Here is a 21,907-nt window from a genome sequence, read left to right on the forward strand (position 1 = left end):
TGGTAGGGTTAGTGGCAAGAGTGCCTACCCCGATCCGCTTAAGCACGGGGGGAGTGGACATACCTTAATTTTACAACTCATTTAGACGCACTATAGAAGATAAAATCTGCTAGCATCGTCGTGGTAAAGTCGAGTCAAGTCGTCTCCATATGTATCTTCCATATATCAGCGCAATTTGCACCTTTTCGACTCACTGTCAATCGTTCAGTCTCAACCGTGAAACGTCAACAATCATCGCGATCGTGCAACCGAAATTGATATAATTGAGATAACTTGTTGATTCAAACCTCCTCATCAACAACAAGTCCTCCTTTGCTCAGGAGTTTGGGCAAGTTCAGAATAGCCATCATTTTTTCCCCGTAAAGAGCTGTCCCCCTTAGATATTCGCGGTTGGCAGAATACAGTGCAGTCGGAACAGCCGCAATTTCCGACACATTTAAGTATATAATATCTAATATTTCGTCAACAACTATACCAGTGACTAAATCCCCAACTTCAACAACGATCGCCTTAGAGAGATAATTGGCAGAGTCCGACATATTTAAAGACATATTTAAAACACTGCGAATATCAATTAGCGTCACAATTTCTCCCCGTAAATTTATATTTCCCACTATGCGATCTGGAGTGCAAGGAACAGGAGTTACTTGACCAATGTCAGTAAATTCGCGCACTAAATCTAAAGGAATACCCAAGTATTCGCCATTCAAAGCAAACACTGCCAAAGACATATTAAGTGCAGCACCATTTTCCCCCTCGCCTTGCCGCCTTAAATTATTAGCCCGCAATTTAAAAATTGCCTTTTCTTCCGGCGTAGCCTGCGGGCAAAAAACGTCCCGCTTGCTCAGAATTTTAGGAGTTTCGCCTAACCATTTTCCATTTATTTGCCACTTTAAATTTTTCGTCTCTGCCTCACCTGCTGTTTCTTCACTACCTGCACTGCTTGGAGAAAGAGGCCAGCTTTCCTCTGACTTTTTGGGAGAATATCTAATTAAGGAATCGAGATTCAGCAGCATGATAATATCCGCTTCGCAGCGGGCCAATCCCGCTACAAAATGATGAGAGGCTTCTGAATTATCTCGCCCGTAAGATAGCTGCGGAGTGATGGCATCTTCTGAGATTTCCTTAACTTCGCGAACTTGATTGACAATTATACCGAGTTTCGATTCTTGCCACTCTAGGACGATCGTACTATCTGTCACAGAATACTCTTGCCAAACGTATCCAAAACGAAGATTCAGATCCATCACGGGCAGAATTTCGCCCCGAAGGTCGATCGCCCCAACAATATCTTGAGGTGCTTCTGCAATTGCTGTCAACTCCGGCAGAAAGAAAATTTCCCGAACGTAACAGGCTTCTATACCGCAGAGAAAACCGTTCTGTTCAAAAATAAGATACGGTTTAGTTTCCATATTTTAATGTACAGTTTCTTTACTGTATAATTTTAACAATTTTTTTTTAACATTCATCAGCACTTGATTAGCTGTCATTTTTCCCTGTGAATCTATGGGAGTATTTGGCGGTAGTGCTTTCAGGATTTCACAAGATGAATTGTACATTTTAATAGCTCTTTTTACTTGACCTTCTTTATTGTATATATTTCCTAGTTCTATATAAGCTGAAACAAAAGAGGGACACATATAAATAGTCCTCTTTAATAAATTCTTTGCTGTTTCCAATTGCCCCTGTTCTTCAGCAATGTGAGCTTGTAAATAATCAGTAAATACTGAGCCCGGATCGACTTTTCTAGCTCGATTACAGTATTCTATTGCCTGAGAATAATTGCCGGAATTTGCCTGAACTTGAGCCATCAAATAATAAGCCTCAAAATTATGTCCCTGCAAGTCTATTGCCTCTTGTGCCTTGTTGAGCGCCTCAGCATAATTTTTATTCTTAAATGATTTTTTAGCCTCTAAAATTAGCATTTGAGGCGTTTTATTTTGAGTATTTTCTGCTATTATTTTTTCTGTAACTGAAACGGCATTGTTCGGCAAGCCCTCCTCCAGATAGGGAGATGGCAGCATCTTCCCCAGCGGATTACTTATTTTTAATACGGGCGGCATCTCTATCTCTGTAAAATTGCTGTTAGTAGTAAAACTAGGTGGCATAGTTTCCCATGTTAGCAACTCACCACTATCATCGCCCATAGTATCTGCTTTCGGGAATTCCCGAAATGCCGAGTTGGCTTCCCTTACCGTTGCAACCCTAGACTCTATTTGACCGCCTTCCTCCGGTACTGCCTCCCGACGCTGATACACCACCGACTCCGGGAAAATCTTGGGTTCAAACTCGTTCATAATTTGACCGTAAACTTCAGCGTGACCGGTCATTAAATATCCTCCAGGTCGCAGGGTATTGGAAAATTTTTTCAGTACCAGTGAAATATACTTATGTTCAAAATACACAAAAACGTTTCTACATAAAATTAAGTCTATGTTATAAAGATTTTGGTAAATATTAGGAAACTCATCTGTGATTAAATTTACACAGCTAAAGTTTACACTTTGGCGCAATTCTAGATTAATTTCCCAATCATTTTCCCTCTGATGAAAATACTGCTTTTGTATCTGCGGTTCAACCAAGCGAAACGACCAATGACTGTAAACTCCCTGGGGCGCTTTTTTGATTACTTTTTCATTGATATCTGTACCTAAAATTAATATTTTCCATTGATCCCAATCGGGAATCAACTGTTTTAAAACAATAGCTAAAGAATAAGGTTCTTCACCGGTGGAGCACCCCGCACTCCAGATTCGCAGGGTCGGCTGCATTCCCAAGGTATTGTGCAAGTTTCTTTTCTGCTCTATCAATTCAGGAAAAATTACTCTTCTTAACAGAGCAAACTGTCCTTTATCTCGCATAAAATAACTTTCAATTGTTGTTAATAGCAATACTAATTCGGTCCATTCATTTTTACTTTCCAAAGTTGGGGCGGTTAAAAGTTTATAATATTTTTCGGGTTCTGCGATTTTTTTGGCTCTCATCCGAGTCAAAATTTTGTGAGACAAAGCCGAACGATCTTGCGACCGTATTCGCAAACCAATCTGAGTAGTAATTAAGTTAATAAATAGCTGAATTATTGAATCATTCATGTCAACTGAGGTAGATTCATTTAATAATTTGGGAAGTGGCAACTTTTACTGAGCTGGTGCTGAGTTTGTGCTGAGCATAGCTGCTAGCCTGCGGCTCGTCGGTTCGCGAAGCCGAAGGGAAGTGCGTAGCCGAACTATTGGGAATTGGGGAACTTGTAAGCTCGTGTAGTCGAAGTATTGGTAATTGGAAATTGGGGAATTTGGAATTATAAATTGAGAATTTAGCCGATCGCCTTAACAAGAACAGTATCACACAACATCATATCAGAAAGTGGTCAGCTACTTAAAGGAAAAAGGCAAAAGGTAAAAGACAGAAGCCAGGAAAAAATTCTGCCTTCTGCCTTCTACCTTCTGCCTTCACAGGCATCAACCTCCCACTTTAAGCTGGATATATCCGCAGGCGGCGATTGGGTTCTTCCCCAAAACTGTGGGATTTCAGGTGATAGTGTTCCACAAGTTCGTGCTGCATTTTGCGGACGTTGGGAGAACGGGGCAGGAGTTCCACCGGCTGTCCCTTCGGAATGACAATTTGCTCCACTGCTAAGCGCGTTTCTTCGAGAGCTTCGAGCTCGTCAGAAGAACCGCTGCGGGCGAATAAAGCGAGGTCGGCCACTTCCGGGGTACCTGGGTCATCCATGTCCAACAGGCGCCGCAAAGCTCTCGCTACGTGGGGAATAGTGGCGGCCTTAATTGTGTGCAGGGGAACTTGGCGAGTTTTGGCCAAGTGCCTCAATTTCGACTGGTTCCGAACGTTCGATCGCAAAGCCAAAACCACGTCAGCACTCTCAATATCCTTCGTCAGCAGCACCGGCAGATTCAGCGTCGAAATCACCTGTTCGAGCTGGTGTCGAGGTATGCCGTAAGGATAAACGTGGAGGGGCAAATCTTCGCCGTTAGGGCCGACATTATGGGAATAGCGTCCGGGGGTGGGTACTGGTTCGACGGACAGGGATTCTTCGAGCAGTTGCTCGAAATACCGAGTCTCAGCAACCGGCGCGCTCTTAGCAGCGAAGTTCGCGCCTTGAGCGGGCATCGGCACCATTTTGCCAGCACTCCGCCACCCAGAGATCGGTGTGATCGGCCGGATTGCCGATACAGCAGCGGGGCCGCCGGAAGCTGGCATTCCCGGAAACCGGGCGGGGGGAGCGGCTGAGTCGCGCTCGATAATTACTTCTCCTGTCTCGCTGACACTTCTGATTTGCTGGCTCGGTTCGCGTCCCCGCAGCAGAGTGTCGATCGAATCTGCAACTCGCTCGTGTATTACCCAGCGCTGGCGTTCCAGCATTTCGACGGCTATTTCAAAAGTGGGCGGTGATTTGCGCTCCAAAACCGTCTTTTGAGAACCGCGCCGTCTTGCTTCGTCATCTCCCAGCGTCACCGCTTGGATGCCCCCAATTAAATCGGCCAGAGTCGGGTTTTTCATCAAGTTTTCGAGCCGGTTCCCGTGGGCGGTACCGACCAACTGCACGCCCCTTTCGGCGATCGTCCGAGCCGCCAAAGCTTCGAGTTCCGTGCCGATTTCGTCAATCACGATCACTTCCGGCATATGGTTTTCCACTGCTTCGATCATGACTTGGTGCTGGAGTTCGGGGCGGGAAACTTGCATTCTGCGAGCTCTGCCGATCGCTGGGTGGGGAATATCTCCATCTCCGGCAATTTCGTTGGAGGTGTCGATGATTACCACCCGTTTTTCCAAGTCATCGGCGAGCACGCGGGCAATTTCCCGCAGGGCCGTGGTTTTGCCAACACCGGGGCGGCCGAGCATCAAAATTGACTGACCGGTTTCCACCAAATCGCGGATAATGCCGATCGTCCCGAACACAGCGCGGCCCACCCTCAACGTCAAGCCGATAATCTCGCCGCTGCGGTTGCGAAGGGCGCTAATTCGGTGCAGGGTTTGCTCGATACCGGCTCGGTTGTCGCCGCCGAAGTGGCCGACTCGCTCGATGCAATAGTTGAGGTGTGCTTTGGTAATCGGAGTTTGGGAAAGAGGTTCGGCCAAGGATGGAAAACGAGCTTCTGGTTGGCGGCCCAAATCCATGACAATCTCAATGAGATTGTTGCGCTGCGGGTGCTGCTCTAAGGGCTGCCGGATCTCATCTGGCACGATGTCTAATAATTTGTTGAGGTCGTCTGTAATCTGCATTCGCCTCGATGTGTTCGGTGACTTTTTCAACTTTTTAGTCAGTTGTCAGTTGTCAGTTGTCAGTTGTCAGTTGTCAGTTGTTTTTTACTTGTAACTAATGACTAATGACTAATGACTAATGACTAATGACTTGTGACTAAATTTCTTTGAGCTGGGAAACTAGAGAACAAGCTAAACTCACGGCCTGTGAGAGAAGTTCTGGGACGGCTTCGAGCTGAGGTAGCCGAGATGTTTGAACTCCGGCTGCTGGCCGCGCGACTGCCACCGGAACGGCATAGGCTCGATCGGTCTGCATTGTTTCTAATTGTTCTAAAATTGGCGATAGCAAAACCCTGGCATAGCTGCCGTAAGCTACACCTGCAATGTATGGGACAGGGGGAACTGACAAATTTTTCCCGGCATCCTTCATCAGTCCCTCGGCTCTCAGCTTGCTGACAGTGTGAGCATTAGTGCCGCCTGCAAGTTGCACGTATCCCGGCAACTGGGCAGCCAAAACTTTTTGACCGAGTTTGACCGCGGCTCTAGTAGTTCCTGTTCCGATATCTCCGCTCATTGGCCTACCGTCCGTTTGCCAAATTAGGGGACAAGGAAGGGGGGAAATTATTTGATACAGTGTCCGCAAATAATCAATCAAACCGTCTCCATCGGGGCAACTAATTGCTATTACCTTGAGTTGAGCGACCCAGGGAGCTATGCTCGACCAAAGTCGCGCAAAATCTGCCTCTCTGCCTACTTGCGTGTGAATTTCTAGGGCATCCGCACCGGATTGCAAGATTAAAGGTGCGATCGCGGCGGGAGCAGACACGTAAGAACGAGTATAAATCAGTTGGCTCGGACAAATCGGCAGACAGCGACCGCAGCCATAGCATTGCTGGTCTATCACCCCGGAAAAACCACTGCCAGCACTCTGAAAAACTATTGCTTCGGCTGGACATATTTTTTCGCACGGCCGCCAGCAGTCCACCGGACAATCGGCTGGGTTGAATTCGGCTTTGCGAAAATGCGGGTCTTCCCCATCGTTTAAACTCACCATCAGCAACGGCAACCCTTTGCCGCCAAACCTGCGGTTTTGAGTTCTTGCCTGTAATTCGCTGGCCACTTGTAGGGCTTCTTTCGCTGCGGCGACGGCGGCGGGATCTGCCGCGACATCGATACAGTCAGCGCCTGCTAAGGTGTAAGCCAAGGTGAGATTCCGTACAGCCGGTAGGTGCTGAAAGCTCGCCCCACAGATCAGCTTGAACCAATGGCCATCTTTTAATGAGTTTAGGGGATGATAATGTTCTGTCACCCTTATATGTTAATCCTTTCAGCTAAAAATTACGAGGCAAAAATTTGTACTGAGTTTTCCGGCTCAGCCAGATACAAGTATCAAAACGCTACCGATAGGAGTGGGACTTGGGGGGTCAGCCCTAGATGTGGAGTATCGAGCATGACTTTTTTGGCAATCTAATTTTTTTAAGAGTTTTTGTTACGGGTACGATTTTTAATTTTTGGCTGAGGTTTTAATTGCAGGCAGACTTATAATAATATCATTTGTTAGCGGTGGGTGCAAGATAAAAGCCGACTATTATTGCAGGATTGAGAGTTTTGGACTCGGAAAACTCGATTCGGAGCCATCTAGCGCTAACCAAAGCACCTGCGCGTATTGAGCGCACTCAAACCAAGGCAGAATGAAAGTTAAATAGCCGATCGCCACTGCTGATAAATCGGTATTTAGCGACACGATCGCGCATTTCAAGCAATATCCCCACAAAGCAACAGCAGCGATTAGTCCCAGAATGCCTGTAGAAATAGCAGTATCTAAAATCCAATTGTGAGCTTTATAACTCGGTATTTTTTCAGTGCGAACCTGTCCGTTTGGGGCAATATAATCATAAGAAAACTGACCTAAATTCACAATTTCAGGAACCTTATTGGGAGTGGCGACGAAAGGATATGCGATGCCAAATCCGTTAAAACCCCAGCCAAAGAGAGGTCGTTTTTGAATCCCGCGCACGGAAATTTCCCACAAGGGCGATCGGCTGGACATTACTTGTGCAACAGATACTCGATTCCAGTCCAGAGGTCTAGTAAAAGTCATCGCACTAATGGCCAGCAAACCAATAAAAATACCCGGAATTAATTGTTTGTAATATTGCCGTCCCAATAAGTAAGATAGTGATATAATTAAAGATAAAACTGCTGTACGAGTGTTGGCAAATAGCAAAGCGGGGAGAATGAGAAATAAAGCGAGAGTGGAAGTGCGCTCGCTAATTAATTTCCGCTTCCAACCTACCGCACAAATAACGGCTGTCAAAGTCAATACTATAGCTGCGTGACCGCGATGGGAGAAAAGTGCGATCGGCTGCTGTCCTCGAAAAATCGTACTAGCCAAAACATCATTTGCGATCGACTGACCGTTCGTTGCTGTATAATCAATTTGCCAGTTGACAACTTGCGGAAAAACGCTAACAGCTACAACCGCACCTCCTATCAGCAAACCCCGTATTTGACAGCAAAACAATTCTGGATGCAGTTTTAACAGCAGCCTATTGGTGAGGCTAAAAATAGAAATTAACAGCCAGTACAGCCAGCCGTCTCCCATTTGGTCTTGTCCCCAAAAAGAACGCTCCGGGAAAGGACTGTTGAGGGTAGAAATCGCTCCCACCGTCAAAAAAAATCCCCACAAAATCAGGCAGACTTTCCACGACCGGGAAAAACTTAAAAGTTTCCTTTCTTCCCATAAAAATGATAAATTTGAAAGCACAATCAGCAGGACAACAAAAACTTTAGGCTGCGTCCAAATTTCGCCGCGGCTGCCTCCCCAAGGGTTGATGAGAATGAGACTGAAAGCATATAGCAAAGTGTAAATATTTTTCATATGAAATATAGTTGTGTAATTGCGAGCTTTGTGTCAGTGCCAGCGAATCGAAGCAATCGCAGCATCTTCAGTTCATTCGATAGTGATTCCTGTAGGGGCGGGTTCACCAACAATATCTGCTAATAATTGACAATCTCAAAAACCCGCCCCGGTCTGGATATTAGGGTCATTCGATAGTGATTCCTGTAGGGGCGGGTTCACCAACAATACCTGCTAATAATTGACAATCTCAAAAACCCGCCCCGGTCTGGATATTAGGGTCTAGAAAAATTATCCAGCCTGCCGCTTTTTTCGCAAAATATGCCGCATCCCAGCGAACCACAGCAGCATTCCCTTAGCCGCCAAAATACTTCCAGGTTCCGGTACAGCTTCCGCATCAATTGGCTTGGAAATTTGCCGCATCTTGAAACTTCCTTCCCGTTCCTGAAAAGCTAATTGAATCGGAAATGCTGTTTCTGCTGTTTCGCCAAATAATGAATCAATCCCCGTGATTCTAAAATTATCTACTGGATAACCCAATAAAGAAATAAAGTCTAACTTATCTCCCGGACTGAAATTACCGAGTATCGAATCTCCTACTGCAACAGTAAACTCCTGGTCATCGCCCGCAGGAAAATCAAGAATTTCAGTAAATAAAGTGTCTTCCAAAGATTGGAATTCAAAGCCGTAAGTAGTTGGGGGGTCAAACCAGCGGCAGCCGGGAACTTTGTTGAAGACTTGCCAGCCATTTTGGAGAGAATTGGGAAGGATGGGGTTTTGTTGAGTGAGGCCGCGCATTTCTTTTCCAAAGCCGCCACCGCCGCTAGCTGCAGAGCTAAAATCGGGCGATTCTTGCGGGTCGTAAACATCAACAAACAGCTCGTAATTGCCTCTGTCTTGTCCGCGAGCACCTCCACCAGCAGCACTGACATTGAGGTTGATATTGCCACTACTGCCCACAGTACCAGTTAGTGCGGAGGCAAAGCCATTTCCTACAGGGCTACTGTCGTCGTTAAATCCTAGCTGAAAACCTGAGTCATTCTGAGTGCTTAAAAATGTGTTTGGGTTGCAGCGGTTGGAGGGAAGGTCATTGTTTGTCCAGGCTATATATTTTGAACCTGGAGTAAGGTCAGAGAGGTTAAAGCGGTCTACTTCAAAACCGGAGGCGAGGCTGTCGGAAAACTTTTTAGAGGTTTTAGGAGGAGTGAATATGCTTTCCCAACCCCATGATATCCCATTATATATTGTCACTTCATTTGGGTTATTAATGGGATCTTTGACCTCAGCAAGATAAAGTTCTGCGCTCCAGTTTTTGTTGTTATAATAGATATCTTCTCGAGCTACAATATCTACAAAAAGAATTGTTTGATTTGGATACCTTACCACCTGACCATAGGTGTCGTAAAAAGGGTTAAATGTTGGTTTTTGGGGATTTCGAGGGTCGATAAAACCTAGTTGAGTTTGCTCTAGGACTGTATCAATTTTATCGTCAGGAGTTCCCGGCGGTTGCTGGATGGCTCCCTGCAGGGTAATGGTATTAGCATGATTGTTAACTACCCGTTGGATAAAATGGACGTTACTTCCTACTGGATCTCCGACACCAGGGTTATAAAGAACTTGTATTTCAGCTCCAATTCTTTCTGGGGTAGTAAGAAAAATAGAGGGAGCATAAACCCCAATATCAAACCTACCTGTTAAAGATTCTACAGGTTGCGCCTTGTTAAAAGTCCAACCATTTTGGGCCCAAACAGATGATGTGAGAAGGTTAAAAAAATCATTTGTGCCACCTAGTGGGAGTACAGAGACTGAGGTAGTAGAGACAGTCAAAGTACCAACACCAGGCTTTGTCTGAGATATTGAGGAACAGTAAGGCGAGGTAGGAGTGCATATCGGGTTTGGTTGTTGAGATGGCATTGTGAAAGAAAACGCGAAACTGGCTCTACCTGTGAGTAAAATCAGCAAGGGTGAACTTAATAAAATTGTCCAGTGTTGGGATAGTCTCATTGCTGACAACTCCTTTGTATGTACTAGGAAATAACAGTCTTGACCTGAAATCGAGTAAAAATTGCCACTTAAGTTTTATTTGGATTCAGATTGGACGATGCGAAACTTCACAAAGGGTGTGACTATTTGACCTGTCCAAATCCCTCGTGTTAATTTGTATTCAGTCATGTGTGGGTCATCACAGAATAATACTGACCTAGGATTGATGTATTTCAACCTAATTTGATAGTTACCAGGCCCAATATCGAAAGTCCATCCGCCACCCAATCCATCATTGCCTCCAAATAGAAGCTGATTGTTCTGCCAGAAAAGTTCCGCTTTCAAGAAAAAGGTTAGATTTTCTCGCGGTTGAACTAAGGGACAAGCCAGTTGCGGAGACTTGAGAAGCATACCTCTACCCCCAGAACTTCGTAATAAATTACCATCAGCATCTACTATTGCTAGTGGAAATACCAGCAGGGGATCGAGTGGAGGAAAGCGAATGGGGTAAGGTGTGTTGTTTGTAATTTGAAAACCGATCCGAACAGGAGTAGTAGCATCTTGTTTTTCAGGTATACGCCATACCCTGTCTGGTACTAAAATTTCCAACCGAATACCATTTCTTTCAACTGCATTGCTATCGATATTGCTATGTGTTGATTCAAAGGATGTCAATTCAGTTGCCCTCCCCAGTTCCGCATCAACAGCCCCAGCTAACAATCTGGGTACATGGCCGAGCGCAATTACACCGGAAGTGTCAGGTTGTTTTTTGGAAAGGGTCAATACAGGCTCTGGCATTATGCTTTCAAAGCGGATGCCATCAATTTCAGCGGATTTCAACTCAGTCACCCTGGTTATTCCTATATCAGAGGGCGCTGTCGCTCCTGCGGACACATGGCTCAGTGCCATTACACCCGAAATGATTAAAGCCAATAAAAACAAGGCAAAATGCTTAATCACATCAATTAGCTTTGCTTTCACAAAGTGACTCATCAATTACTTGGTTATATATTAGGACTAATTCATAAATGTTTTAACCGTAAAAATACTGATTTTTTACGTGATATTTTTATGATGAAACAATTAAAAATACTAAACTTCGATCGCCTCCAAAAAAAGTATCTTACACTACAATATATAATTTATCAATAAAGTTTCGTATGTTCATCAATTTACTAGGTGTAAGTCCACAAAAGGCATCGCTATCCAACCAGTCCAGACTTTTTCTAATACCTGTTCTTTGATGTTAGTTGCTCTTTGTGCGCCAATGAGGTATCTAAGTCCAAGATGATATTTACCGGGCTTGAGGTCATAAAAATAATAGAAGCCTCCAGCTTGGTATCGATGTTAGAACCCCGACTTCTTAGAGAAGTCGGGGTTCTGGGTGTTCTGTTTTTTTAGATTTGTCTGCTGGTTACTTGCTCAGCCGCTTGTAAACCGTAGCCAAAGCATGGCTATCCCCCACATTTCCCGGAAACAAAACAACTGGTAAATTGGGAAACAGAGGATGATTAGCCTCGGTTTTCACCACCGAACAACCTGCGATAATTTGACCGATTTGCCTGACACTTTTCAGCGACAAACCTGTACTCAAAACATCATTAGAAGTAATGCCGCCCTTGCTAATCAAAAACCCGATATCGGCAGGCAGTCCCCGCACGATATCCATCAATAAAGCAGAAACCGCCTCTCCAAATTTTAACCGGACTTCGGTATTTTCAAATTCGAGTTCCTTGCGGCTGGTATAAATTACAGGCGTTTTGCCATCGGCATGAGAAGTGCGGGCTTTTTCGAGAATTTCATCGAGCAGTTGGGTGCGATACTCTGGTGAATCTTCTAACAAGTGAGATACATCTATTTCAATGCTAACTATATTGGGTTCTTTTAACAAGCGCTCCAATTGTTCAGTAGTTTTCTTAACGTGGGAACCAACTATGACTGCACCGGGTTTGCCATCCCTCACGTATTTTGCCATTTCGTCGGCTGCTACTGGCTGCGGGCCGAGGTCAGCTAAGGATGTTAAAATACTTGCTGCACTGCGGAATAAAAACTTTTTGCCTTGACTGACTGCATGGAGAATGTGTTTGGCAAATGTGTCTAAATCGCCTTGGCTTTGGCCGTCAACAACTGCACATTGGTTGTCTGTCATGTCCATCAGTCGATCTAAACTTCCGTAGCGAATGTCTCCGAGTAAAATGCGATCGACTGCATCAGCAGGGATGCGACCTTTGGTTTTTTCTTCTACATAGTCTGGCAGGTAACTGTGACTGTAGCCGAAGACTGAATCTTTGGCAAATTCGGTTTCGTGTACTGGTGTCGGGACGCTGTTAACTATTAGGTAGTGTACGCTGTGGCGGGTAATTCTGCCTCCTTCAAAAAAGGCGGGAATTAGAAAATGGGCGTCGAAGGGACCAAGTTCTTCAGCGATCGCGTCGGTTTCGATGGGATAGTGGCCGCGCAGGGTAGAATCGGAACGGCTAACTATTAGGAAGTCTTCGATTTTTTCGCTGGCGATCGCCCTTTTTAGATTTTGGCACACTTCGCGGGTGACGGAGGCTGCTTTTTCGGGAGTTAGCGATCGAGTATTTGTCAGTATGAAGAAAATCGGGTACTTGTCCCGCAGCCCCAAACGCAGGGTGTCTTCGTCCCAACGTGTCAGCAGCAAGCAACTGTGCACGGTTTGAGAACCTGTCGGATCGTCGTCGAGAACTATAATCTTGGGTTTGGCAGAAGACATACTGACCTGGTTGTTAACGTCACCTTTCCAAGATATCCTTACCTGTTACGTAATAGGTAAAAATTTACAATAATTATGATATTTTTTCAACAATTCTCCTAATTCATAATTTTAAAAATGTCTTTGAGTTCGAGTGGAACAGGCATCCTGCCTGTTGCGGTTCAGCAAGCTGCATATTGCTACTGCGTAAGAGGCGCACGCAGCCGTGCACGCTACTTACTTTTGCCATTTTTAAAATTAGCAGCGTTTCGCTCTTGCAACTTTTTCATTTCTGCTTGAACTCCCACGGCTACCTGCAAAGCTTCGTTGAGTAATCGTCCCGGCTGGCTCGATCTATCGCTAATTTGCAGGGCATTCAAAGTTCTCAAATTATTGGCAAACAATTCGGAGTTAGTAGCGACAAATTTTTTGTTTTCCCTGAGAATTCTTTCGGTTTTCAAAGCTCGAACTAAATCGTCTCTGATTAGCTGCAAGGCTTGAATGACTTTTGCCCGATCGCCGATTTTGACTCCCGCATTGCCAGCATCTTCTATCCGATCATTAATGGCGATCGCTTCGATTATACCATTATAGCGATCCACATCATCAAAAAGATTGATTAAATCTTTGTTTTGCCGACTGCACCGAATTTTCCACGCATCCTCAAGGATTAAACCGAGTATCGCAACCAAGTGGAGGGCGAACCACAACAAATAAGCTCTAGGAAATATCGCAACCAGCAGCCAACAACTGATTAGAAGCAAAACAATTAAACCGACAGTTTTCAAAGCTTCGCGGGCAAACTTAGTCGCTGTCGGCGGGCGGTATACGCGATCGGGCCCCGCGCCTGTGAGGTGCTTGAGCTCACCGACAGTAATTTCTAATCCCTGAATGTCAGCTCGCATAAATCTTCACAAATATTTCTTAATTATAAAGTTTTGTAGTAGAACAAGGGGCTCGTCTACAATAAACCTAACACTTTTTTCACCCAAAACTGCACTATGTCCGCACGTCCTATATACCTCGACAACCACGCCACAACCCCCGTAGATCCAAGGGTACTTGATGCGATGCTGCCGTATTTCACCGAACAATTCGGCAACGCAGCCAGCATCAACCACGTCTACGGCTGGGAAGCAGAAGCAGCAGTAAAACAGTCACGACAAATCATAGCAGAAGCGATCAATGCTTCTCCAGAAGAAATTGTTTTTACCAGTGGCGCCAGCGAAGCAAATAACTTAGCGATCAAAGGTATCGCCGAAGCTTATTTCAGTAAAGGAAAGCACATTATCACAGTAAAAACCGAACACAATGCAATTCTAGACCCCTGTACCTATTTGCAAAAATTGGGGTTTGACATTACTGTTTTACCAGTGAAAAGCGACGGGCTGATTGATATAGGCGATTTGATCAAAGCGATTCGCGCCGAGACAATTTTAGTTTCAGTGATGACGGCAAATAATGAGATTGGCGTCATCCAGCCGATCGCAGAAATTGCAGCAATTTGTCGGGGAAATGACATTCTTTTTCACACAGATGCGGCACAGGCGATCGGCAAAATTCCCCTCGACGTAGAGGAGATGAATATCGATCTAATGTCCTTGACAGCCCACAAAATCTACGGGCCAAAAGGCATCGGTGCTCTCTACGTGCGCCGCAACAAACCGAGAGTGCAGCTAGCGCCGCAAATGCACGGAGGAGGCCACGAAAGGGGAATGCGATCGGGAACTCTCTACCCACCGCAAATAGTTGGGTTTGCCAAAGCAGTAGAATTGGCAATTGCGGAAATGGAGTCGGAAACAGAACGAGTGGTTAATTTGCGGCAGCGTTTGTGGGAAAACTTGAGTGAATTGGGCGATGTTTTTCTCAACGGTCATGCTACTAAGAGATTGCCGGGGAATCTCAATATTAGTGTAGCCGGGGTTGACGGTCAAGCGTTGATGTTGGGTTTGCAACCGGCGGCGGCAGTTTCTTCGGGATCTGCTTGCACTTCGGCGAAAATATCTCCATCTCATGTTTTAGCAGCGATCGGGCGATCGGACAAATTAGCTTATGCTTCAATTCGGTTCGGTATTGGCCGGTTCAATACCGAAGCAGAAATAGATGCAGTTTCCCAACACGCGATCGCAACTATTCAATCTCTCCGACAAGCTCAAAAAGTAATGAGTTAGAAAGTTGACAGTTGACAGTTGACAGTTGACAGTTGACAGTTGACAGTAATCTGTAGGGTGCGTCGCTATGAGATACTAAATGAAACTTTCAGATTCAAGCGTGGCGACGCACCTTACCATTTGAGATTGGACTGTTCAATATCGTAGATGAGTTAAATTATATAACACCAGATCCCCGACTTCTGCAACCGTTTCCCAGACTTAACATCAAAGCTAATGCTAGAAGTCGGGGATCTACTAAGGATCGCGAATTAAATAATTTACACTCTTGAAAGTGGGGAGTAGGGGTTGGGCTTATAGCCCGCCCTTTCTGGACGGGCGGGACGCCCATCCCACAAGAACCATCACGCATTGTAAGTTATTTAATTCTCATTCCTAAGCTGTTCGGCATTTAAAAGACGATAGTAGGGTGCGTCATTACAGAAGTGTTTCCCGCATAAGCGCGTAAGAGTTCACTCCTGACGCACCATACAAGCCTCGTTACTGGTTTAAATGCTCCACAGCTTAACACCAATCCTTTACTTAGAACCAAACACCTCGCGCACCCGATAAATAGGTTTTCCCTGCGACTCGTGATAAGTCCGCATCATCACTTCCGCCAGCAAACCAAAACAAAATAACTGCACGCCAGTTAACAGCAAAACCACAGCCAAAATCAGCAAAGGGCGGTTCCCAATAATTTGACCAAAACCCAATTTTAAGACTGTCAAATAAATCCCTAAAACCGTTCCCAACGTCATAGAACTCAGTCCCAAAAGTCCAAAAACGTGCATCGGTCGAGTCAGAAACTTTTTCATAAAAGAAATAGTTAACAAATCCATCAACACGCGAAAAGTCCGCCAAATCCCGTACTTACTTTGACCGAAACGGCGGGCGTGATGTCGCACCGGAAGTTCTGCAATTCTCGCCCCTTCAATAAACGCCAAAGCAGGCAAAAAGCGGTGCAATTCCCCGTACAGATTCAAGTCTGCTACCAACTCGGATTTATAAGCTTTCAAAGAACAGCCGTAGTCATGCAAAGTTACGCCTGTAACGCGACCAATTAACCAGTTCGCAATTTTAGAAGGAATCAACCGACTAATAGTATTATCCTGCCTATTTTTCCGCCAGCCGCTAACTAAATCGTAGCCTTCATCTAACTTGGCCAACAATAGCGGAATATCAGCCGGATCATTTTGCAAATCGCCGTCTAGGGTAACAATAGCACGGCCGCGAGCGCGATCGAAACCTGCCGACATGGCAGCAGTTTGCCCGTAATTGCGGCGCAAAATTACAGCACAAAGGTCATCGCGAGTGCTGGCTAACTGCTGGAGAAGTGCACCCGAACCGTCCTTAGAACCGTCATCTACACAAATAATTTGATAGCTGAGTCCAGATGGTTGGATAGAAGAGGCGATCGCCTCAATCAAATGAGGCAAACTTTCCACCTCATTATACACCGGCACCACCACCGAAACGTCGAGAACAACCTCAGCCTCAGCTTGCTGTCTCGCCAATTTTTCCAAAAATAATGCAGCGTCCATTTGTTTGTTAGATAACATCAGTAATCATTAGTCATTAGTCATTAGTCATTAGTCATTAGTCATTAGTTAACAGTCATTAGTTAACAGTTAACAGTCAACAGTCAACAGTTAACAGTCAACAGTCAACAGTCAACAGTCAACAGTCAACAACTAATTAGGTTGATAACTTGCCACAACTTTACCATATCCCCGCAATTGCTGGTAATAAGCTTGACTGACTAGATCGCCCTCCTCCGACAAAACATCGATACCGATACCGTTGCGACCTTGTGCTTGTCCCGAACTGTGAATGTAGCGATTATCTCCGAGATACAATCCTACGTGAGTGGCTTTTTCTGGCGTACCAAAAAATACTAAATCCCCCGGTTCTAAAGCACTGATACTAATAGGTTTAGTAAAAGCTTCCTGCTGATAAGCATCCCTCGGCAACCAGATGCCGGCAGCCACAAAAGCAGCTTGCATCAAGCCCGAACAATCATAATTTGGCCCGACTGTACCGCCCCAAAGATAATAATTGGATTGGTTCATAGCCTCGCGAGCGAAAGTAATTACTATTGGTAATTTTTCCTTGATTTGGGCCTCAGAAAGCACCAGAGGATGATACACTGTTTCTGCCACATCGAGCAACTCAACATCTCGAATATCCAGCCATCCCGGATAATCATCTTCGCACAGCCGCACCATCACAGCCGTTGTATCCAAGTTTACATCGCTCTGTCTTAGGGGGAGTTCGACGACGCGCAAATGCCGCCCCAGGGCTGCTTGAGTTGCCAATCGATCGCACTTTGGGGAATCGTAAATATTTATGTGCGATCGCGCCCGGTACTCCTGAACATCAGATAATTGATAATTGGCCATTGCTAATTGCTCATTGTTTGCTGTTAATTGTTCGCATTTATTGTTCGCATTTAACGATAGATTGCCATTAGCTGCTAGCCGTTAACCGTTAACCGTCAGCCATTAACCATGACATTTTTTCACAAAGACGAACAATTAGAAAACCTCGGCAGTAGCATTATAAGCTCCGCATTGTCAGAATTTACAGGATTAAGTGGCGATCGTACAGCCATTACCTGGATAGTCTACGATCCGCCGGTGCGAGTCAATACAGGCGGTGCCCTGAGTCCAGAAGAATTTTGGAAATATCAACCGCGAGGTTTTAGCGCCAGAGCTTCCGAACGAATTTATCCAGCCAGCATCGTCAAATTATTCTACCTCGTTGCCATCTGGGAATGGGCGCAAAAAGGCATGATTCAAACATCGCCAGAATTAGAACGCGCCGTCCGAGATATGATAGTTGATTCCAGCAACGACGCCACCAGTTTAGTAGTAGACGCCCTCACCGGCACCACCAGCGGCCCAGAATTATCACCAGGCCCCTTTGAAAGTTGGAAACAGCAGCGAAACATCGTCAACCGTTACTTTCAATCATTGGATTGGCCAGAATTACAAAATATTAACGCCAATCAAAAAACCTGGTGTGACGGCCCCTACGGTCGCGAGCGAGCATTTGTGGGAGAATTAATGGAAAATAGAAATATGCTGACCACAAATGCAGCGGCGCGTTTGCTGCACAGTATAATCGGCGGCGTAGCTGTTTCTGCCAAAGCATCGCAAGAAATGATGGGTTTAATGAAACGCAGTTTAGATCCAGCAGAATTAGAAGCAGATCCTGAAAATCAAGTTACAGGTTTTTTAGGTGGCGGATTGCCAGAATCAGCAAAATTGTGGTCAAAAGCGGGACTGACAAGTCAAGTGCGTCACGATGCTGCTTATATTGAAATATCGGGTTTGCGGCCGTATTTGTTGGTTGTATTTACCGAGGGGAAAGAGAATAGCAAGAATGAAGAAATTTTACCTTTTATCTCGCGGCAAGTTGTCGAAGCGATGAAAGCACTTAATTAGACTTAGGGCAAATTGAAAATTATACACGCAGATTCCCGACTTCTGAAAAAAGTTGGGACTCTAACAGCGTCAACTGTCAACCCTAACTTTTTAATTGAACTTGCTCCATCATTCGTTGATCTTGTTGGCTGTGAAAACGATGAGTTGAGGAAAGTAATTCTTCTTTGGTAACTGGCGTTCTTCTTAGGGTATCTAAAGGAACTAGAAACTCACATTTTTGAATTTTGATTTCCAGTGCATCAATTACAAATCTTACATCCAAAAAACTGGCATCTTCGTAGTCATTATCTTCATAACGTTTAATTTGTTCTTCTTTCAGTCCAGCTAAATCTGCCAATTCTTTTTGGATTAGCTTAGCCATTTGTAACAAGTTAAGCCTGTATGGCAGTTGTCAAAGGGATTTCAGAAGAGGCATCAAATAAAAATTGATTCAGGCCTCGCTGTCGATCGGGGAAAGGTGCAACAATTAACTTAACATTGGGCTTTCGTTGAGATTTAACAATACCTAAATCTTGGTTTTCGGGCGCGGCGAAATACTCGATCAAGTCAGTGGCCTTACCTTTTTGATGAGCTACATAAAAATGGTAAAGACCCCGGTAAATCATTTCTAATGAAATCGAATCTATTGGTAAAGAGAGTTGGTCAGCAACGGCATCACCTAAATCAACCAAGAGTGCATAAAATATCCAAGTCCCCCAAATTTGAAGCTGGATGCCGTTGAGAGAACCTGTCCACAAATAACTTAATCCCAAAAGCCTTTTTACGGTATTAAAAGCATCTTCAATCCTCCAGCGCCTGCGATATAAATCTGCGACTACGTAGGGAGGTAATACATGAGGATCTAGTACGCTTGTCAAATAAGAATGCCAAATTTTACCGGAACGAACTTCAATCAAACGTAAGGTAATAAATGGAGTTTTTGAAGTTCCTGAGCCTAGCCGTATCCGACTATCTCGGAGTTCATAACTCTTGGTAAATACTTGCTGTATTTTAATTGCTGCTCCTTTTTTTAACAATACTCCGGACAGTTTTTAAAGAGGGATACGATCGCTTTTGCAGCAGAGAAGTGAAAAAAGTGAGTGCAATCTGAACCCAAAATCAACAGAAAAAAAGGCACTCTTTTCGGTTAAGCTATAAAAACACACAAGCTCAACAGATTGCCTTAGGAAAATCATGGAATCCATCTTACAACAAATGCCAGGGATTAGTCAACCCCAAAAGAAGTTTTTAATCACTTTATTCTCAACTATCTTGCTGGCTTATGGCAAGGTCAACTTCACAAATCTCAGTCGTTATAGTTGTTTGAGCGAAAAAACCTACCGTCGTCACTTTCTCAAAAGCTTTAATTTTCCACAATTTAATCAATATTTCCACGGAACTTGCTTTAAATCCTGAACACACAGTCATTGCTGTTATTGATTGTTCTTTTTTAAGAAAAAGTGGCAAAAAAACTGACGGCAAGGCTTATTTTTATAATGGTGTAGCTGGTAAATCGGAACAGGGATTGGAAATTTCTGTGATTTCTATTGTCGAAATTGAGACTCGTTTATCTTATAGCTTAAGCGTGCAACAAACTCCATCACGTCCTCAAATAAAGCCAGGGAAAAAACTGCCACAAAAACCGAAGAATAGCTGGTCAAAAAAATCTCGCAAAAAACAGGAGTCTCAAAGCTCAACGCCTGACATCACAAGAGTTGATGATTATGCAAAACATCTCAAGAATACTCGTTGTTCCTTCCCAACTTCTGTACGTCCAAATGGTCGCTGATGGCTATTATTATCGCTCTAAATTCTGGGATGCTGTGGGGGAGTTGAATTTAGACTTTATTGGCAAGCTAAGAGTTGATGCTAACCTACGCTATCTCTATACAGGTGAACAAAATAAACTGGGAGCACCTCGCAAATATGATGGTAAGGTTGACTGCCAATATCTGAGTCGTCTTAAGTTTGTTAAACAAATAAAACCGGGAGTTTCATTATATACATTAGTAGTGTGGAGTTGTTGTTTAAATTGCCAAATTAGCTTGGCTTGTATTTCTGAGGTTCAAGCCAATGGGAAAATCAAAAATACTTTATTATTTAGCACTGATATTCATCTACCACCTGAGCAAATTGTTGAATATTATCAGGCTCGTTTTCAAATCGAATTTATTTTTCGTGATGCTAAACAATTTACGGGATTGTCAGATTGTCAAGCTCGTCATTTACCACGGCTTGATTTTCATTTTAATGCCAGTCTGATTGCCTTAAATCTAGCCAAATATGAACTCTCTAGTTGTCATTCATCTGCCAAATCTTTTGTGTTTTCAATCTGTTCTTATAAACGTCTGAAATTCAATAAGCATCTACTTTCTACCTTTATTGATAAGTTAGATTTAGACCCGGATTTGATTTTAAATCACCCTAACCTTCCTTCAGTCTTGTCTTATGGTACTCTGGCTGCTTAAAAACTGTCCGAACTATTGTTTTAAACGAGTAATTAAGTGGATATCTCGTTCAATTAATTTGAGCCAAAAGCTAAAATGATAAAATCCTCTATCCAGTAAGAGTAAGGTTTGAGTTGGCACTAATTGCAGAATATTTTCTTCAAGCTTAACATCAGAAGCTCGCTTAGTTTTCCAGAAACCAAATATCGATAGGGAGCCTGGTCATTAAATCTATAACTGTTGCCATTTTTCCTGCCAACTGCCCTTTTGGTATATCTTCCAAGCTTTTGAGCTTGCAAAACAATGCTTCGAGCGTTGAACTATCTATTATCCAAATGCTCGAAAATTTAGTCAAGGCAAATTGAATGCTTTCTGGTAGGGGTCGTTGGTTTCTCTTGGACCAAGCAGTTCTTAAACTTGGTAATAAATTTTTAAAAACTCCTTCAAATAAAGTGGCAGGAAAACTTAAAAACCTTTGAGACATTGCTTGTTGACTAACTGTCGTAGGTCGGCACCACAAAAAACCTTCTCTTGCCAGCATTCTTGTGAGTTCTGTCACTCCAGCTACGTCTCGCCACAGCAAGGTTAATACTGCTGCTACCATCAACGGTAAGTTGACAATTCTCCCTCGTAAACCAGGGTAAGAGCATCTCAATTAGGCTTGACACAAGGACTCAGAAGAATCTAATGTAGGGTCAAGAAAACAAGAAAAGAGAACTTGAATCATATAATCGTTATCCATAGCAGTGCGTTTCATTTTTTGTCGGAGACTGCGTTTGTAAGTCAGTTCTCGATTAAGGGCATTGAGAGCAATGCGTCGTAAAAGAGCAAAATTCCGAGGACTGTGGAAAGAGCGAATGCGGCAAGCATCCTCAGCAAATGTACAGTCAAGAGTCCAATGAGCCTGGTTTTCAATACCCCAATGTTGTTGAATAGCCCGACCAATAAGTTGAGCATCACTGTGTAAAGAAGACCAATAAAACTGAACCTCACGGGTAGTTTTGTTCCAGAGATGACGGACTCGTACAACCAGGGTAAACGCATCTAAATTAAGTCCTGCAAATCTATAGAAGCTGACGAAAAAACAGGTTGCTCGTTCAAAATGG

At 44.1% G+C, this 21,907-nt stretch carries 16 protein-coding genes and 2 pseudogenes; 3 read left to right on the forward strand and 15 right to left on the reverse strand.

Translation table 11 applies throughout. The features are described from left to right. Positions 1-281 precede the first annotated feature (281 nt). The 9 genes from QT990_RS28095 to QT990_RS28135 all read right to left on the reverse strand — a co-directional run bounded on the left by QT990_RS28095 (position 282) and on the right by QT990_RS28135 (position 13,681). Positions 282-1,412 (reverse strand): chemotaxis protein CheW, encoded by a 1,131-nt coding sequence (locus QT990_RS28095; protein WP_333143892.1) that lies wholly within the window; start codon positions 1,410-1,412, stop codon positions 282-284. 3 nt (positions 1,413-1,415) lie between these two features. Further along, positions 1,416-2,924, reverse strand: a complete 1,509-nt coding sequence (locus QT990_RS28100) for a CheR family methyltransferase (protein ID WP_333466033.1) — start codon at positions 2,922-2,924, stop codon at positions 1,416-1,418. Between the two features lie 547 nt (positions 2,925-3,471). Beyond that, positions 3,472-5,238 (reverse strand): R3H domain-containing nucleic acid-binding protein, encoded by a 1,767-nt coding sequence (locus QT990_RS28105; protein WP_333205537.1) that lies wholly within the window; start codon positions 5,236-5,238, stop codon positions 3,472-3,474. A gap of 136 nt (positions 5,239-5,374) precedes the next feature. Then, a complete protein-coding gene (ldpA, locus tag QT990_RS28110; protein ID WP_333143895.1) occupies positions 5,375-6,526 on the reverse strand; it encodes a circadian clock protein LdpA in 1,152 nt (383 codons plus the stop codon). A 279-nt stretch (positions 6,527-6,805) separates the two neighbouring features. Beyond that, positions 6,806-8,098 carry an O-antigen ligase family protein gene (locus QT990_RS28115; protein WP_333466034.1) on the reverse strand — a complete coding sequence of 431 codons (1,293 nt, stop codon included), beginning with the start codon at positions 8,096-8,098 and terminating at the stop codon, positions 6,806-6,808. Between the two features lie 270 nt (positions 8,099-8,368). After that, positions 8,369-10,081, reverse strand: a complete 1,713-nt coding sequence (locus QT990_RS28120) for a hypothetical protein (protein ID WP_333205539.1) — start codon at positions 10,079-10,081, stop codon at positions 8,369-8,371. A gap of 75 nt (positions 10,082-10,156) precedes the next feature. Beyond that, positions 10,157-11,041 (reverse strand): hypothetical protein, encoded by an 885-nt coding sequence (locus tag QT990_RS28125; RefSeq protein WP_333466035.1) that lies wholly within the window; start codon positions 11,039-11,041, stop codon positions 10,157-10,159. Positions 11,042-11,474: 433 nt separating this feature from the next. Beyond that, a complete protein-coding gene (locus tag QT990_RS28130) occupies positions 11,475-12,797 on the reverse strand; it encodes a four-carbon acid sugar kinase family protein (RefSeq protein ID WP_333205541.1) in 1,323 nt (440 codons plus the stop codon). 212 nt (positions 12,798-13,009) lie between these two features. Then, a complete protein-coding gene (locus tag QT990_RS28135; protein ID WP_333143903.1) occupies positions 13,010-13,681 on the reverse strand; it encodes a hypothetical protein in 672 nt (223 codons plus the stop codon). Positions 13,682-13,777: 96 nt separating this feature from the next. Between QT990_RS28135 and QT990_RS28140 the strand changes: the two genes are divergently transcribed. Then, a complete protein-coding gene (locus tag QT990_RS28140; protein WP_333143904.1) occupies positions 13,778-14,947 on the forward strand; it encodes an IscS subfamily cysteine desulfurase in 1,170 nt (389 codons plus the stop codon). Positions 14,948-15,465: 518 nt separating this feature from the next. Here QT990_RS28140 and QT990_RS28145 read toward each other — a convergent pair. Then, entirely contained in the window at positions 15,466-16,488 is a 1,023-nt protein-coding gene (locus tag QT990_RS28145; protein WP_445305458.1) for a glycosyltransferase family 2 protein, read from the reverse strand. Positions 16,489-16,620: 132 nt separating this feature from the next. Beyond that, complete coding sequence (locus QT990_RS28150; protein ID WP_333143907.1) at positions 16,621-17,328, reverse strand: C40 family peptidase; 708 nt, start codon at positions 17,326-17,328, stop codon at positions 16,621-16,623. Positions 17,329-17,436: 108 nt separating this feature from the next. Here QT990_RS28150 and QT990_RS28155 point away from each other — a divergent pair, with 108 nt between their 5' ends. Beyond that, on the forward strand, positions 17,437-18,375 hold the full coding sequence (locus QT990_RS28155) for a serine hydrolase (RefSeq protein WP_333143908.1): 939 nt from the start codon (positions 17,437-17,439) through the stop codon (positions 18,373-18,375). Between the two features lie 82 nt (positions 18,376-18,457). Here QT990_RS28155 and QT990_RS28160 read toward each other — a convergent pair whose 3' ends face one another. Both QT990_RS28160 and QT990_RS28165 read right to left on the reverse strand, forming a co-directional pair. After that, a complete protein-coding gene (locus QT990_RS28160; RefSeq protein ID WP_333143909.1) occupies positions 18,458-18,736 on the reverse strand; it encodes a hypothetical protein in 279 nt (92 codons plus the stop codon). Between the two features lie 10 nt (positions 18,737-18,746). Then, positions 18,747-19,388: pseudogene (locus tag QT990_RS28165) on the reverse strand (transposase); the annotation flags it as partial. 690 nt (positions 19,389-20,078) lie between these two features. Between QT990_RS28165 and QT990_RS28170 the strand changes: the two are divergent. Next, the gene (locus QT990_RS28170) at positions 20,079-20,822 is read left to right on the forward strand and encodes a transposase (protein ID WP_333143912.1); all 744 of its coding nucleotides are present in this window, start codon (positions 20,079-20,081) and stop codon (positions 20,820-20,822) included. Between the two features lie 15 nt (positions 20,823-20,837). On the opposite strand, the pseudogene QT990_RS28175 reads toward QT990_RS28170, so the two are convergent. Continuing rightward, a pseudogene (locus QT990_RS28175) lies at positions 20,838-21,438 on the reverse strand (IS4 family transposase); the annotation flags it as partial. 18 nt (positions 21,439-21,456) lie between these two features. Further along, positions 21,457-21,907 (reverse strand): ISAs1 family transposase (locus QT990_RS28180; protein ID WP_333143913.1); only part of this gene is annotated, 451 nt, incomplete at its 5' end.

It is taken from the genome of Microcoleus sp. T3_B1 (assembly GCF_036700445.1).
GTDB lineage: Bacteria > Cyanobacteriota > Cyanobacteriia > Cyanobacteriales > Microcoleaceae > Microcoleus.